The sequence below is a fragment of the Roseibium aggregatum genome (genome assembly GCF_017309185.1).
Taxonomy (GTDB): Bacteria; Pseudomonadota; Alphaproteobacteria; order Rhizobiales; family Stappiaceae; genus Roseibium; species Roseibium aggregatum_B.
The window spans coordinates 170,131-185,642 of record NZ_JAEKJZ010000005.1 but is presented as its reverse complement, the minus strand read 5'-3'; the positions used below and the strand labels follow the sequence as shown (position 1 = coordinate 185,642).

General features: G+C 61.4%; 17 protein-coding genes. All 17 read right to left on the bottom strand.

Going from position 1 to position 15,512, the window contains the following annotated elements; translation table 11 throughout:
* Positions 1 to 57: 57 nt before the first annotated feature.
* Positions 58 to 1,230 carry a methionine adenosyltransferase gene (metK, locus tag JF539_RS20700; protein ID WP_207142638.1) on the bottom strand — a complete coding sequence of 391 codons (1,173 nt, stop codon included), beginning with the start codon at positions 1,228 to 1,230 and terminating at the stop codon, positions 58 to 60.
* Positions 1,231 to 1,444: 214 nt separating this feature from the next.
* Positions 1,445 to 1,849 carry a helix-turn-helix domain-containing protein gene (locus JF539_RS20695; RefSeq protein ID WP_155192299.1) on the bottom strand — a complete coding sequence of 135 codons (405 nt, stop codon included), beginning with the start codon at positions 1,847 to 1,849 and terminating at the stop codon, positions 1,445 to 1,447.
* Positions 1,850 to 2,043: 194 nt separating this feature from the next.
* Positions 2,044 to 3,660, bottom strand: coding sequence for an apolipoprotein N-acyltransferase (lnt, locus tag JF539_RS20690; protein ID WP_209017466.1), 1,617 nt, complete (start codon positions 3,658 to 3,660; stop codon positions 2,044 to 2,046).
* 102 nt (positions 3,661 to 3,762) lie between these two features.
* Positions 3,763 to 4,965 (bottom strand): CBS domain-containing protein, encoded by a 1,203-nt coding sequence (locus JF539_RS20685; RefSeq protein WP_207142637.1) that lies wholly within the window; start codon positions 4,963 to 4,965, stop codon positions 3,763 to 3,765.
* A 36-nt stretch (positions 4,966 to 5,001) separates the two neighbouring features.
* Complete coding sequence (ybeY, locus tag JF539_RS20680; protein ID WP_207142636.1) at positions 5,002 to 5,517, bottom strand: rRNA maturation RNase YbeY; 516 nt, start codon at positions 5,515 to 5,517, stop codon at positions 5,002 to 5,004.
* Between the two features lie 14 nt (positions 5,518 to 5,531).
* Positions 5,532 to 6,593, bottom strand: coding sequence for a PhoH family protein (locus JF539_RS20675; protein WP_207142635.1), 1,062 nt, complete (start codon positions 6,591 to 6,593; stop codon positions 5,532 to 5,534).
* A gap of 137 nt (positions 6,594 to 6,730) precedes the next feature.
* A complete protein-coding gene (gene miaB, locus JF539_RS20670; protein ID WP_207142634.1) occupies positions 6,731 to 8,206 on the bottom strand; it encodes a tRNA (N6-isopentenyl adenosine(37)-C2)-methylthiotransferase MiaB in 1,476 nt (491 codons plus the stop codon).
* Between the two features lie 114 nt (positions 8,207 to 8,320).
* Complete coding sequence (locus JF539_RS20665) at positions 8,321 to 9,211, bottom strand: lysophospholipid acyltransferase family protein (protein ID WP_207142633.1); 891 nt, start codon at positions 9,209 to 9,211, stop codon at positions 8,321 to 8,323.
* Positions 9,204 to 9,653, bottom strand: a complete 450-nt coding sequence (locus JF539_RS20660) for a Fur family transcriptional regulator (protein WP_207142632.1) — start codon at positions 9,651 to 9,653, stop codon at positions 9,204 to 9,206. The genes JF539_RS20665 and JF539_RS20660 overlap by 8 nt, the downstream gene beginning before the upstream one ends.
* 46 nt (positions 9,654 to 9,699) lie before the next feature.
* On the bottom strand, positions 9,700 to 10,194 hold the full coding sequence (gene rimI, locus JF539_RS20655; RefSeq protein ID WP_207142631.1) for a ribosomal protein S18-alanine N-acetyltransferase: 495 nt from the start codon (positions 10,192 to 10,194) through the stop codon (positions 9,700 to 9,702).
* Positions 10,191 to 10,898 (bottom strand): tRNA (adenosine(37)-N6)-threonylcarbamoyltransferase complex dimerization subunit type 1 TsaB, encoded by a 708-nt coding sequence (gene tsaB / locus JF539_RS20650; protein WP_236042586.1) that lies wholly within the window; start codon positions 10,896 to 10,898, stop codon positions 10,191 to 10,193. Before tsaB ends, rimI begins: the two co-directional genes overlap by 4 nt.
* Positions 10,899 to 11,048: 150 nt before the next feature.
* Positions 11,049 to 11,606, bottom strand: coding sequence for a NifU family protein (locus JF539_RS20645; RefSeq protein WP_207142630.1), 558 nt, complete (start codon positions 11,604 to 11,606; stop codon positions 11,049 to 11,051).
* Between the two features lie 203 nt (positions 11,607 to 11,809).
* Complete coding sequence (locus JF539_RS20640; RefSeq protein WP_207142629.1) at positions 11,810 to 12,304, bottom strand: universal stress protein; 495 nt, start codon at positions 12,302 to 12,304, stop codon at positions 11,810 to 11,812.
* 68 nt (positions 12,305 to 12,372) lie between these two features.
* Positions 12,373 to 13,677 (bottom strand): ATP-dependent protease ATPase subunit HslU, encoded by a 1,305-nt coding sequence (gene hslU, locus JF539_RS20635; protein ID WP_207142628.1) that lies wholly within the window; start codon positions 13,675 to 13,677, stop codon positions 12,373 to 12,375.
* An 8-nt stretch (positions 13,678 to 13,685) separates the two neighbouring features.
* Positions 13,686 to 14,231: a GNAT family N-acetyltransferase gene (locus tag JF539_RS20630; protein ID WP_207142627.1), complete on the bottom strand. Its 546-nt coding sequence runs from the start codon at positions 14,229 to 14,231 to the stop codon at positions 13,686 to 13,688.
* Positions 14,232 to 14,792, bottom strand: a complete 561-nt coding sequence (hslV, locus tag JF539_RS20625) for an ATP-dependent protease subunit HslV (protein ID WP_207142626.1) — start codon at positions 14,790 to 14,792, stop codon at positions 14,232 to 14,234. It abuts the gene before it with no gap.
* 101 nt (positions 14,793 to 14,893) lie between these two features.
* On the bottom strand, positions 14,894 to 15,469 hold the full coding sequence (locus tag JF539_RS20620; protein ID WP_207142625.1) for an NADPH-dependent FMN reductase: 576 nt from the start codon (positions 15,467 to 15,469) through the stop codon (positions 14,894 to 14,896).
* Positions 15,470 to 15,512: the final 43 nt, after the last annotated feature.

Sequence of the window (15,512 nt, the reverse complement as noted above, 5' to 3'; positions counted from 1 at the left end):
AAAAACAGATCGCCGGCTTTGAGCCGGCGATCCTTGTCTCTTTATGAACCCTGACGCTTAGCCTGCGAGCGAACGCAGTTCGTCGATCAGGTCGGTCTTTTCCCAGGAAAAGCCACCGTCCTCGTCCGGCTGGCGGCCGAAATGGCCGTAAGCAGCGGTGCGTTCGTAGATCGGATTGTTGAGCTTCAGATGCTCGCGAATGCCGCGCGGGCTGAGCCCCATGACTTCCCGAAGCGCCGTCTCCAGTTTCGCTTCGTCGCAACGTCCGGTCTCATGCAGGTTGACATAGACGGACAGGGGGTCGGAAACGCCGATCGCGTAAGAGAGCTGAATCGTGCAGCGGTCTGCAAGATCCGCGGCCACGACGTTCTTCGCCAGATAGCGCGCGGCATAAGCTGCGGAGCGGTCCACCTTGGTGGGATCCTTTCCGGAAAACGCACCGCCGCCATGGGGGGCCGCGCCACCGTAGGTATCGACGATGATCTTGCGGCCCGTCAGGCCGGCATCGCCGTCCGGTCCGCCGATCACAAAGGCGCCGGTCGGATTGACGTGCCAGACGGTTTCTCCGGTGATCCAGCCTTCCGGGAGAGCCGACCGAATGTAGGGTTCGACGATCTCGCGAATTCCTTCCGACGTCAGAGCCGGGTCGAGATGCTGGGTCGACAGGACGATGGAGGTTGCCCCGACCGGCTTGCCGTTCTCGTAGCGGACCGTCACCTGGCTCTTGGCGTCCGGGCCAAGCACCGGCTCCTTGCCGGATTTACGGGCCTGGGCCAGAAGGTGGAGAATCTTGTGGGAGTAGAGGATCGGAGCTGGCATCAGCTCCTCGGTTTCACGGCACGCGTAACCGAACATGATGCCCTGGTCTCCGGCGCCTTCATCCTTGTTGCCCGCGGCATCGACGCCCTGCGCGATATGCGCGGACTGGGCGTGCAGGTGGACGGAAACATCACAGTTTTCCCAATGAAAGCCGTCCTGCTCGTAGCCGATGTCCCGCACGGCCATGCGTGCAAGATGGGCGATATAGTCATTGGTGATGGTCGCGGGACCGCGGGTTTCGCCGGCGATGACGATGCGGTTGGTGGTCGCAAGCGTTTCGCAAGCCACCCGGGCTTCCGGCATTTCTTTCAGATAGGCATCCACGACAGCATCGGAAATGCGGTCGCAGACTTTGTCCGGATGTCCTTCAGACACGGACTCGGAAGTAAACAGGTAATTCTGACGTGCCATTGGCGATCGTCCTTCTGGGAATGAATAAGATAGAAGCGGCAAACAGGTTCGCCGCTTCGCGAGCATCAATCTTAGAAGTTTTTCGCCACGTCAAGCATGAGAGGAAATTTTGTTGGGCCACCCCGCATTCTGCGGAACGCGAAGCGGACGCCCTAACACATTTGAATTCTATGGCTTCCGGATGCACACCCGGTCCGGCCGGACATCCGGACGATTAGTCGTCTCCGGCCAGTGACCGGACCAGATCGACGATCCGGCGGCGGACTTTCGGGTCCTCGATCCGGACAAAGGCCTTGTTCAGGGAAAGACCTTCCGAAGACGAAAGGAAATCGACGACATAGGAGGTCGGCTGGGTTTCTCCGAAACCCTCTGCTTCCTCGGGAGTACCCGGGGCATCTTCGAAAAAGAAAGAAACCGGCACCTTCAGAATTGTCGCAATGTGCTGCAGACGGCTGGCACCGATCCGGTTGGTGCCCTTTTCATATTTCTGGATCTGCTGAAAGGTGATCCCGAGGCTCTCCCCCAGCTTTTCCTGGCTCATTCCAAGCATCATGCGCCGGAGACGGACCCGGCTTCCGACATGAATATCGATAGGATTAGGTGATTTCTTACTGGGCATCTGCGTCAAACTTTCTTTTTCTTGATGCGCTTGTTGCGCGCGTTTTCACCTGCACAAGCTCCCCAGATGCCATCCCACAATAGCGCCGAGAGGATGAAGCGTGCCCGCAACCCTTCACTTGTACATATGTCAGCCTTCAATCGACTGTTTCACGGTTGTATCACACTTTTTTCATTCAACTCAAACAAATTTTATCAATCTAGACGCGAACCCGGGTTGTATTGCGAGATGATTATAAAAATTACGAGTGCAATCGAGCATAAGACCGCTGGAATATCGCCAAATTCCGCATAGATAGTTGCGTCAATTCTTTTTGGTAGTCTGCCGTCGATCACCCCCTTTTCGAAGATCGTCAGCTGTTCGATGATTTCGCCTCTGCCGTCGACAATCGCCGAAATTCCGGTATTGGCGGCCCGAATCAACGGCAGTCCTGTTTCGATCGAACGCAGTCGGGCCTGGGCAAAGTGCTGATAAGGCCCCGGCGTGCGGCCGAACCATGCATCGTTCGTCACATTGAGTAGAAATGTCGCAGGCTGAGAACTTGCGGAAGACACACCCGGATAAATGGCCTCGTAGCAAATCATCGGCAGGAAACCGAAACCGCCCGCCGTCGATAGCACCCGCTGCTGATACCCCGCTTCGAACCCCTCGATCGGTCCTGCCAGATTGGTGATCCCGACCCACTCCAGAAGGGACTGAAAGGGGACGAATTCTCCAAAGGGAACAAGCCGGACCTTGTCGTAAATTCCCCGGACCGTTCCATCGTTGCCGATCAGGTAGACGCTGTTGAAATAGTCCGGGCCGTCCGGCGCCGGTTCCGCCCGGACCGCGCCGGTGACAAGTTCGGTTTTGCTGCCGAGCGCCTTGCCGATCCTGAAAAGCGCTCCCGGCTCCTGGGTGAGCAGGAAGGGGATCGACGATTCAGGCCAGATCACCAATCGCTGCTGACCGACGCGCGCGCGTCCGCCAAGCGCGGCTTCCGTCATGCTCAGATACGTTCCGAAAATCTCGCCACGGAGCTCGGGGCGCCATTTGTCCTTCTGGTCGATGGCCGGTTGAACGATCCGGATATCAAGTTCCTCTTCTCCGGTGTCGGTCATCCAGAGCCGAAGCGTGCCAAATCCGGCGATGGCGACCAGCGCGATCCCGGCCAGGCTCACGGCCGCAAGGCGCCTGCCCAACGGCCGGGCGTCGGCGAGCACGGCCGGCGCGGCAGCGATCGCCACGACGAGAAAGGTCAGCCCGTAAAGGCCGACAAGGCTCGCTGATTGGGACAACGTCAGGCTGCCGGAGACACCGTATCCGAAGGCGTTCCAGGGGAACCCGGTCAGAACGTGCCCCCGTACCCAGTCCGCCAACGTCAGACAGGCCGCAAGGAGCAGCACCCGCCGAAAACGGCCGGTCCACAATGCCGCGGCGAGCGCGGCCCCAAGTCCGGTGAACAGGGCAAGTCCCACCGGCATCGCAAGAACGGCGAAGGGCATCAGCCAGGCGAACCGTTCCGCCTCGACCAGAAACGCTGACCCGATCCACCACAATCCGGAGAGGAAATAGCCGAAGCCGAACATCCAGCCGAGCGCGAAACCGGTGCGCGCCCGCCCGGCCACTTTACCCGGTCCCGGCTCCAGAGCACCGTCGAGCAACCAGACAAAGCAGGGAAAGGTCACAAGAAGGACCAGGCTGAAATCATAGGGCGGCAGGGCAAATGCCGAGACCGCGCCGGCGAGGACACACAAGAAGCGGCGCTGCCAGCCCCAGGCGAGCAGGCATATGTTCGGCAGGACAGCCAGCCGCTGAGACAACCAATGCATGAAAGACCGAATCTCCAGCTAGAATGCCCTGCATCCTAGCGAACCCGGGCAGGCCGCTCTAACTTTTTTGGATCGGCCGAACCTCGAAACGGACCGACGCTCTCAGGGTTTCGCCGCTGCGGCGGCCGCCGGGCTTGTCTCGCCTTCGAGAGCTTGTGCACCGTCATTCGAGGCCGCATCCGTGCGCTTGGGCCGCCGGCGCAGCTCCTGAGGCCGCATATCGGCGCGGCGGCGGCGGATCTTCAGGCGCTTGATCCGTCTCGGATCGGCGTCCATCACCTCGAACTCAAAACCAGGCACTTCCTCGGGAACGAACAACAGTTCGCCGCGTACGGGAACGCGTCCAACCGAGACGTAAAGCAGGCCGCCCAGGGTATCGACGTCCTCGGAAATTTCACCGTCCGTCAGGCTTGTTCCCAGCGCGTCGTCAAGGTCTTCCAGAGGCAGGCGCGGATCGGCGATCCAAAGGCCGTCGCCGGCAGCGGCCAGCATGGCCTCCTCGTCCTCGTCGTGCTCGTCCTCGATGTCGCCGACAACTTCCTCGACAAGATCTTCAAGCGACACCAGCCCATCCGTGCCGCCATATTCATCGATCACCAGCGCCATCTGAGTGCGGCTCGCCTGCATCTTCGCCATCAGGTCCGTGGCCGGCATGGACGGTGGGACAAACAGCAGCTGGCGCATCAAATCGGTCTGTTTGAGGGTCACGGACAAATCGACGCACGACAGGTCCAGAACCTGTGTGTTGTGCCCTTGAGACGCGCCGGACCCCTCCGCCCCGCCAGCGTCTTCCCCATTGGCGCAGGGCAGGCCGCCCTCGGCAGTCTCGTGACACGGTTCGGCTCCGCGTCCGGCAATATAGGTCATCAGATCCTTGATGTGGATGAGACCGCGCGGATCGTCCAGCGTGTCTTCATAGACCGGCATACGGGAATGGCCGCTCTTTTGAAAGAGCTCCATCACCCGGCTCAGGCTGGTATCCTGATCGACCGCGTCGATATCCGCACGCGGGATCATCACATCGTCGACGCGAAGTTCTCGCAGACGCAGAATATTGCCGAGGAGCAGACGTTCTTCGGGCGAAAAAGCCGCATCCCCGCTGCCTTCGCGCGCCAGTTCGTCCTCGAGATTTTCACGCAGCGACGAAGACTGCCGGCCCAAGCGCAGGATGCGTTTGAGATTTTCCAGAAAGGCCGCAGATCGCTGCGGCTTCGTCTCTTGCGGGTCTTCCCCGTCCTTGGATTGTCCGGCCCCGGCGGCCTTCGGCTCGCCTGCCGGACTTTGCGGTTCAACTGCGCTCATCATCTATCAATACAAGAACCATATGCCCCATGATGCCACCTAATCGCCGTCCGCCACAAGAGGCTTGTCGGCATAAGGGTCATCTATGCCGATAGAGGCCAGGATTGCTTTTTCCAGGCTTTCCATCAGCTCCGCTTCATCGTTTTCCTGGTGATCGTAGTCGAAAAGATGAAGCAAACCGTGAATAATTAAATGGGAAAGGTGATCTGAGAATTCAATTCCAAAGTCATCCGCTTCCCTCGCGACTGTCTGATAGGCGAACACAATGTCGCCGAGAAGCGGTCCGTAAGCCTCGCCGTCGGGATCGCTTCCGGGAAACGACAGGACATTTGTCGGCTTGTCCTTGTCCCGCCATTGCCTGTTCAGCACGCGGATCGCTGCGTCGTCGGTAAACAGGAGCGAGACTTCCGATCCCGCAACCGCTTCCAGCCCGCCTTTGGAGAAGGCCGCCGCCACCGCCCGGCGGGTCAAAGCCTCCAGTCGATCCTGCTCCGGCCAGTCTCCCGCTTCGACCGACACATCGATCATTATCCCGTCTGGCAGTGTGTCGGACATCAGGTTTACCGCTTTCAGGAGGCAGCCGCTTCGCGGGAGCGCGGCGACCGGGTCTCCGGCTCCGGATTGCGCTGACGCTCGGAATAGCGTCTTTCCCGGGCCTCCGACTCTTCGCGCGCGGCATTGTCATAAGCCGTCACGATGCGTCCGACCAGTTCGTGACGGACAACATCCGTCTCGTTGAAACGCACATGAGCGACATCCTGAATATCCGTCAACAGCCCCAGGGCCTCGCGCAGCCCCGACTTCTGACCCGAAGGCAGGTCGATCTGGCTGGGGTCGCCGGTGACGATCATCTTGGACCCTTCCCCGAGGCGGGTCAGGAACATCTTCATCTGCATCGACGTGGTGTTCTGCGCCTCGTCCAGCAGCACGACGGCGTTGGAGAGCGTGCGGCCGCGCATGAAGGCGAGCGGCGCGACCTCGATCATGCCGGACTGAAGGCCGCGATCGACCTTTTCCGCAGGCATCATCTCGTAAAGCGCGTCGTAAATCGGCCGGAGATACGGATCGACCTTGTCTTTCATCTCACCGGGCAGAAAGCCGAGGCGTTCGCCCGCCTCGACCGCAGGCCGCGACAGGATAAGCCGGGCCACGTCGCCGCGTTCCAGGAGAGCGGCCGCGTAAGCCACTGCCAGAAAGGTCTTGCCGGTCCCGGCCGGTCCCGTGCCGAAAATCAGGTCGGCCCGGTCCATGGCGCGAATATAAACATCCTGGGTCGGCGTCCGCGCGACGATGGTCTTGCGGCGTGTCGCGATCTGGGCGAAGGCCAGCCGGGATTTCGGTTCCAGGGTCGGCAGCGGCAATTGCGCCTCCGCCGCCGCCGCCATGCGCAAAGCGCCATCGACGTCGCCGGGATGGATCTCCTGCCCCTGAAGCAGACGCTGGTAAAGAGCCTCCAGGGCCGTGCGCGCCTGAGCGCAGCTGCCGCTGTGGCCTTTGAGGGTCACCTGGTTGCCGCGCGCAATGGCATCGACCCCGAGCCGCTGCTCTATCAGCGCCAGGTTCTGGTCGAACTGCCCGAAGAGATCGCCAATCAACCGGTTGTCTTCGAACGCAAGAACAATGTGGGTCATGTCGGATGCCGGAGCCCCCGAAGCCGGTTGAGCAGGCGGCTTGCGGGAAGAAGATTGGCTGTCGCGCGTCAAATGACGTCTCCTCTGGATCAACGGAGCCCACCCGGGCCTCCCAAGTTGATCGACCTTATTGAACCCTAGACGGCCGAAGCCGGGGCAGCCCCGGAAACAGCATCTTCATCTTGCCCGGCAATCCGCCGCCCGAACAGCGAATTAGATCCGATGTCAACGATTTCCACCGCTTGTATGCTGCCGATCAGATGTTCGGGCGCATCCACCTGCACAGGCTGCAGCCAAGGCGATTTACCGGTCAACTGGCCCGCGTTGCGGCCCTTCTTCTCAAGAAGAACATCACAGGTCATGCCGAGACGCGATGCGTTGAACGCCTTCTGCTGCTCGCTCACCAATGCCTGCAGCTGTGCAAGGCGTACCGATTTCACGTCTTCCGGCACCTGCCCGTCCATCGTCGCTCCCGGCGTGCCCGGCCGCTGGCTGTATTTGAACGAAAAGGCGGAGCCGTAGTCCACGCGCCGGATCAGATCCATCGTATCTTCGAAATCCGCATCGGTCTCGCCCGGAAATCCGACAATGAAATCGCCGGAGAGCGCGATATCGGGGTCCGCTTCGCGGATCCGGTCGATCAGCCGGAAATAGTCATCCCGCGTGTGGCGCCGGTTCATGGATTTCAGGATCTTGTCGGAGCCGGACTGAACGGGAAGATGGAGGTACGGCATCAGGGTTTTCAGATCCCTGTGCGCGGCGATAAGGTCGTCGTCCATGTCGCGCGGGTGGCTGGTGGTGTATCGCAGCCGGTCGAGGCCCTCGATCTCCGACAGGCGGCGCAGCAGCCGCCCGAGACCCCAGGCCGTCCCGTCCGCCGCCGCTCCGTGATAGGCATTGACGTTCTGGCCGAGCAGCGTGACTTCCCGCACACCCGAGGCAGCCATGCTTTCGGCTTCACGCACGATCTGTTCGACGGAGCGGGAAACTTCGGCGCCCCGCGTATAAGGCACCACGCAGAAGGTGCAGAACTTGTCACAGCCTTCCTGGACGGTGAGAAAAGCCGCGGGCGGGCGTTTTGGCGCCGGCTTTTCCGCGCGGGCGGACAGGTGGCCGAATTTCGCGTCGATATCGAATTCGGTTTCGACGACCCTTGTACCACCGCGCGCCTTCTCCAGCAGACCGGGAAGCTGGTGATAGCTTTGCGGGCCGACGACAAGATCGACGATGGGCGCCCGTCTGGAGATCTCCTCGCCTTCCGCCTGCGCCACGCAACCGGCCACGCCGACCATGGTGTCCTTGCCAGCCCGGGCGCGTTCTTCCTTGACTTTCCGGATACGGCCAAGCTCCGAATAGACCTTCTCGGCCGCCTTTTCGCGGATATGGCAGGTATTGAGAATGACCAGGTCCGCATCTTCCAGATCCTCGGTCGCCTGGAAGCCTTCCGGCGCCAGCACTTCGGTCATGCGCTCGCTGTCATAGACATTCATCTGGCAGCCGTAGGTGCGCACGAATACCTTGCGGGTATTGCGGCCGGTTTCAGGTTTGTTCGCTCTCGTAGCGGAAACGGCGGATAGGGGCGTTTCCTGGTCTGCTTCCGGGCGGCTTGTCATTCGCTCCTCATGGCCTTCCACGGAAGGCCTGCATATGTCGATGGTCGGTGCGAGGGGCGCAAGATCGAGCCATCCGCGCTCACAGGCTGCTCCGGTCCGGGCGGCACTCCTCGTTCACGCGCCTGCTTTAACGGTTTTTTCCGCATTTGAGAAGAACTCGATTGGCTCGCCCGCCTCCGGTGCGCCGTTTTCCGCGGATTCGGGGTCTTCAACCGGTCTTTGCAGCAAGGACGCGACGGTCATCGCGCGAACTTCGTTCTCCAGACGACGGCTGAGGGCCTTGCGGTCCGTCTCCGGGCCGACGGGAACAGGCTCCCCCCAGCGCACGACAACGTCGAGCGCGCCGCGAGTGAAGATACCCCAGAGATGACCGGGAAGCTCCATATCGCCATACCAGGCAACGTGGGGCCTGTGCGCCCGGCCCATCGGCAAGCCGTAAAAGCCCCGATAGGCAACGGAAAGGGGCTGCACCCAGACCCTTGACGCCCCGTTGGTGCCGACAGCGCGCGTCGCCGCCCCCAGCAGGGCGCTCCGGAATGGCAAGACGCAATTGCCGTCGTTGGATGTGCCTTCGGCGAACAGCACCATGGCGTCGCCATCGGCCATCCTCCCGGCGATGGTATCGGCCACCTGGCCCGTCTCGGTCCGCTTGGTGCGGTTCACAAAAACCGTTCGCTGAAGTTTCGCAAACAGGCCGAAGACCGGCCAGCCGGAGACTTCCGACTTGGCGATGAAGGACAGCGGCATCAGAGACCCGATGACGGTTATGTCGACCCAGGAGGCATGGTTGGCCGCAATCAGAAGCGGCCGGTCGGCCGCCGGCTCACCGATCTGGCTGATCTTGATGCCGACCAGACGCGTCGCGATCCGGTGCCAGAGATGCGGCAGCTTCTCCTGCGCCGAAATCGGTAGCCGGAGCTTGATCGCAATCCACTGCAGGGGGATGAGGACCAGCGAGACGAGCGTCAGGACGAAAATGACAAGTCCCGCTTTTAATTCAGCCATCGCCCTTGTTTTCCTTGGACGCCTCCAGAGGCACTCCGTAGAGTTCCAGCCTGTGGTCGACGAGCTTGTAGCCGAGTTTCTTGGCAATGAACTCCTGCAATGCCTCGATCTCCTCGTTGCGAAATTCAATGACCTGGCCGCTGCGCAGATCGATCAGGTGATCGTGATGCTCGTCGGGCACCGTTTCGTACCGGGAGCGCCCGTCCCGGAAATCGTGCCGCTCGATCATGCCCGCGTCTTCGAACAGCTTGACCGTTCGGTAGACCGTCGAAATGGAAATGCCCGGATCGATGGCCACGGACCGGCGGTAAAGTTCCTCGACGTCCGGATGTTCCTCGGAGGCCTGTTCGATGACCGTGGCGATCACGCGCCGCTGCTCGGTCATGCGCATGCCCTTTGCGATACACATTTCCGCCAGCGCTGAGTGCCGCTCTTCCGCCATTGCGATACCGTCCGGTTGCTTCGTTCCGTAAGATTTGCCTATGCGCTTAGCGAAGATCGATGCGCATGACAAGCGCCGTGCCGTCTCCTCCACCGTCTGGCTTGCCGTAGTAGCCCTTGCGCTGACCGACTTCCCGGAACCCGAGATCGCGGTAGAGCAGAAGAGCTGTTTCATTGGTGGCGTCCACTTCCAGAAACAAGTGGCTGCAGCGCTCGCCATAGAGGCGGAACAGTCCGGCTTCCATGAGTTTCTTGCCAATCCCCCGCCCCCGCTGACGCGGCGCGACAGCGATGGTAATGACCTCGGCCTCGTCCGCGGCAATTCTAAGGATGAGAAAACCGAGCGGCGTCCTGGAGCCGTAGGGACTCGATCGGCGCGCGACCAGAAACAGCGTTCCCTGCTGCGCCTTCATGCGGGCCAGTTCCCCCACATTCCAGGCATGGGCAAAAGAGGCTGCGTGGATGTCGGCAATTTTCGGCAGATCTTCGTCCAGCGCCTCCTCAACCACCGGAGGCTGTGTCCAGAACCACCAGAAACTCATTGCCGTTCTATCCTTCCCTTCGTCTGCGGGCTCGCGTCCGGCGGCCGCAAATAAAGCGGAGAAGGCGACGACACCGCCGGGTCCGCGGTAACACCCAGCTCCGCGACATCGCGGATTCCTGGAAAGCCGCTGCGGGATAGTATCCGTTCCTGTGGCGCCCCCAACACCGCCGCGACATTTTCCGCCGCGGAGCCCGCCAATCTTATGCCCACAGGCAGGGAGACCGCAAGATCGGCAAGCGTCCGGACACCGGGCTCCGAAGACGGTTCACCGGACGCGTTGAATTCCTGGCAGTAGACTTCGTCGCCCTTGCCCGTCAGGGCGACCAGAAGCGGTGGCCCGCCGTCCCGGGGGGCGCAAGCACGGGCAATTGCGGAAAGCGTCGTAATGCCGACCACGGGCTTGGAAAGCACAAGTCCGAATCCCCGGGCGACCGACAGACCGACCCGCAAGCCGGTGAAGCTTCCCGGCCCGACCGTAACCGCCACCCGGTCGAGATCGGAGAACGCCGTCGACGATTCCGCCATGACCTCTCCGATCATGTCCATCAGCCGTTCCGCATGCCCCCTGCCGATTTCCTCGCCGCACGCCTTGAAACAGGCGCTGTCCCGGCCGTTGTCGAGAACCGCGGCCGCGCAATTGGCAAGGGACGTGTCTATGGCTAGGAGCCGCATTTCAGACCGGCTGTTTTTGTTTTGGACCATAAAAGGCAGTACTCCGACACAGCGCTTGAGTCGAGCCGCGCTTTGGACCTAAGTCCAAAGGCGGGCTTGTGTTTCGAAAAGAAAGGGAGGCGGAAATATTTAAGGTCCGCCCCGGGGGACGGACCTTCAGATCGAAGAGTTCAGCTCTCGTCAGATCGGGCGGACTTCCTCAACCTCAGGCACAAAGTGGCGCAGGAGGTTCTGGATGCCGTGCTGGAGCGTTGCCGTCGAGGACGGGCAGCCCGCGCAGGCGCCGCGCATGGACAGGTAGACGATGCCTTCCTTGAATCCCTTGAAGGTGATGTCGCCACCGTCCTGGGCGACCGCCGGACGGACCCGGGTTTCAAGCAGTTCCTTGATCGTGTTCACGGTTTCCACATCGCCGTCGTCGAAGAATTCACCTTCCTCGATGTCTTCGGCTTCACTTGTGGCCATCACCGGCTGACCGGACATGAACTGCTCCATGATGACGCCGAGAATGGCCGGCTTCATGTGCTGCCAGTCCGTGTCGTCCTTGGTCACCGTGACGAAGTCATGACCGAAGAAAACCGCGACGACACCCGGGACATCGAACAGCTTCTGGGCCAGCGGCGAGACCGCGGCGTCGGCCTGGTTGCGGAAATCGTAGGTGCCTTCCGGCAGGACGATCCGGCCCGGAAGGAACTTCAACGTGGCCGGGTTTGGTGTTGCTTCTGTTTGAATGAACATATTCGTGGTCCTTGCGCGATATCGTTGCGCGATTTCAGTGTCCGAATAGGGGGCGCCCAGTTTGCCGGACGATTGCGCCTCTCCATTATCGCAAAACGCCGATGGATCTTTCTAACGCAACCGGCATCAGTTTGGAACCATTTAAAACTAGATAGTCATCCCGTTTTCAGGTTCAAGCTTTTGCCTCCGGATGCGCTCCGCCGTCACGCAAGGGCGGCGATGGAGTCGTCGTCCAGATTGCCCGGCACGATGGTCACCGGAATCGGAAACGTCCCGGCGGACTTTCCGGCGATCGAAGACACAAGCGGTCCCGGGCCCTCCGATCCGGTACTCGCCGCCAGGATCAGGATGGCGATATCCGCATCGGCTTCGATCAGTTCCAGGATTTCCTCGGCATTCGCACCTTCCCGAACCACCGTTTCCGGTTCGGTGCGCGCCACGGAGCGGACCCGCTCCGCCGCCTTGGCGAGGGAGGCCTCCGCCGCCTCGTGGGCTTCCGCCCGCATGATGTCTTCCACCCCGAGCCAATGCTGAAAATCGCCTGGGGCGATGATCGAGACCAGCGTCACAACACCGCCTGTCCGGGCCGCCCGTTTGGCGGCATAGACGATCGCCCGATCGCATTCGGGCGTATCGTCGACCACCACCAGGAACTTCCGGCGATGGCCTTCCTCATTGCTTTTACGAATTGCTACCATCGTCGCATGCTGCCACCGGTACGCGCACATCGCAAGCGACCAAATGGCCGCGCGCGACGGGCCGTTTGTTAAAGAATGAACTTCGACAGATCGACATTCTTGGCGAGATCTCCGATGTTCTCACGGACGAAATCGGCGGTGATCTCGATGGCCTCGCCCGCCCGGTCCGGCGCGGTGAAGGAAATCTCGTCGAGAATCCGTTCCATGACCGTCTGCAGACGGCGCGCCCCGATATTCTCAACCGAAGCGTTCAGGTCGACCGCCACGGACGCGATCTCCTCGATGGCGTCCTCGCTGAAGGAGAGCGTGACGTTCTCCGTTTCCATCAGCGCCACATATTGCTTGATGAGGCTCGCCTCCGGTTCCGTCAGGATCGCCCGGAAGTCTTCCTTGGTCAGTGCGCGCAGTTCCACGCGGATCGGCAGGCGCCCCTGCAATTCAGGAAGCAGGTCCGAAGGCTTGGCGACATGAAAGGCACCGGAAGCGATGAACAGGATATGGTCGGTCTTCACCGGTCCGTGTTTGGTCGACACCACGGTTCCCTCGATCAGCGGCAGCAGGTCGCGCTGAACGCCTTCGCGGGACACGTCGGCGCCGGCGCGGCCCTCGCGGGCGCAGATCTTGTCGATCTCGTCCAGAAACACGATGCCCGCATTTTCCACCAGCGAAATCGCCTCGTCGACGACCTTGTCCTCATCGAGGAGCTTGTCCGATTCCTCGTTGATCAGATGATCGTAGGATTCGCGCACTGTCGTGCGTTTGGTCTTGGTCTGGCCACCAAAGGCCTTGCCGAGAAGGTCCGACACATTCATCACGCCAACGCTGGCCCCCGGCATGCCCGGCAGGTCGAAGCTCGGCATCTGCGCCTGGGCACGGACTTCGATCTCGATTTCCTTGTCGTCCATTTCGCCGTCGCGCAGCTTGGTCCGGAAACTGTCCCGGGTCGCGGGGCTGGCATTCTTGCCGACAAGGGCGTCCAGCACCCGTTCCTCGGCAAGGACATGAGCCTTGGCCTTCACTTCCTCGCGCTTTTGCGTGCGCACCTGAGTGATGCCGGCCTCAACGAGGTCGCGGACGATCTGTTCGACATCCCGCCCGACGTAGCCGACCTCGGTGAATTTCGTCGCTTCGACCTTCGAAAAAGGCGCATTTGCCAGCTTGGCCAGACGCCGGGAAATCTCGGTCTTGCCGACCCCGGTCGGGCCGATCATCAAGATGTTCTTCGGCAGAACCTCCTCGCGCATCGTGCCTTGAAGCTGCTGGCGGCGCCAGCGGTTGCGCAGCGCAATCGCGACGGCGCGCTTGGCGTCCTTCTGGCCGACGATGAAGCGGTCGAGTTCTGAGACAATCTCACGCGGAGAAAAATCGGACATTTCTTAAGTCATGCCTTCCGTAATTGTGGGCCGGAGCCTTGAGCCCCCTCCCAATGTTCCATCAGCAGGCTGTCGCCGGTGCGGCCGAGGAGATCTTCCATCTCCCGGAAGCCGGCCTTGCGATAGGCTTTCACGGCGCGCAGGTTGACCGGGTCCGGATCGATCAGGATCCGTTTGTGGCCCTCCCCGCGCAGCTTGCCGACAAATGCCTGCAAAACCCTGGTTCCATGCCCTTTGGACAGCTGCGAAGCATCGGCAATGGACAGATCGACACCGACCGCCTCCATCGGCAGAAGAACCATCCAGGGATAGGTGGCGACGGTATCAGGCCCTTGCTGATCCTTGACATACCAGACCTGTATGTATCCCGCGTCGCGACCGTCAACCTGAAAAATGAAGGGCCTCGTCGTGTCACGCCCTTCTATCTTTTTGCGGAACTTGGCGAGCTCTTCTTCCGGCTCGCCCCACCATTCGCGCCAGTGCGGCCGCCCCATCCAGTCCGCGAGCATCGGCAGATCCTCGCCGACGAGCGGACGGAACGCGACCCTGGCCATTCACTCGGCCGTGTCCAGCGTTTCGACGGTCACGCTGGAATTGGTGTAGACGCAGATGTCCGCGGCGACCGCCATCGCCTTTCGCGCGATGGTTTCGGCGTCGAAATCCGTCTCCGCCAGGGCACGCCCCGCGGCGAGCGCATAGTTTCCGCCGGAGCCGATCCCCATGATGCCGCCTTCCGGTTCCAGAACGTCGCCCGTTCCGGTCAGCACCAGAGACACATTCTTGTCGGCCACCAGCATCATTGCTTCCAGGCGGCGCAGATACCGGTCCGTCCGCCAGTCCTTGGCCATTTCGACACAGGCACGCATGAGCTGTCCGGGATACTGCTCCAGCTTCGCCTCCAGACGCTCAAACAGGGTGAAGGCATCGGCGGTGGCGCCGGCAAAACCCGCGATCACCTCGCCCTTGGCGAGCGGGCGCACCTTGCGGGCGGTGCTCTTGATAACCGTCTGTCCGAGGGAGACCTGACCGTCGCCGGCAATGACGACCTTGCCGCCCTTGCGTACCATCATGATCGTCGTCCCGTGCCACGTGGCCGGTTCGCGCGTATCGCTCATTCAGTCCTCTTGCCTTTTCAAATCGCGGACGCCCTATGTAGGCGGCATTTGCGTTTTTTCCAAGCGCGCAACGGCATCGGAACCGCAGGCGAAGGAAACGGTCAGCGGGACATTTCCAGACGGGCTGCGCGCAAGAGCGCCTCCAGCAGCTTGTCGAGCTGGCCGCTGACGCGCTCGTCCGTCAGCTCGTCCCTGCCATCAAACGCGGTGGCGGCCCTGGAAACGGAGATCATCTGCGGCAGGACCATCGTTCCCAGGCCGACTTCCAGAATCGTGCGCATGCCGATCAGACCGCGCATGCCGCCAAAGCCGCCCGGCGATGCAGCACCCAAGGCAAAAACCTTGTTCTTGAAGGCGTCGCCCGGCTCCCTGACCCGGCTGATCCAGTCGAGGGTGTTTTTCAAGAGCGGCGTGATGCCCGCGTTGTATTCCGGGCAGGCGAGAAACACCCCGTCCTGGGCGGCGAACAGCCGCTGCAGTTTCTTCGCGTTGTCGGGAACCCCTTTGGTGTCTTCCAGGTCACCGTCATAAAGCGGCAAGGGATGGTCGCGCAACGACAGGTGGGTGACGTCCGCGTCCAGGATCGCAAGCCTCTTCGCCGCGAGCGAGACAAGTTTTCCGTTAAAGGACCCGCTCCGGGCGGAGCCCGAACAAACGATTATCCTGGGACTGCGCATGAACAAACGCCTCCGATTGCCGGGCACTGCGGTCCCGGTTGCC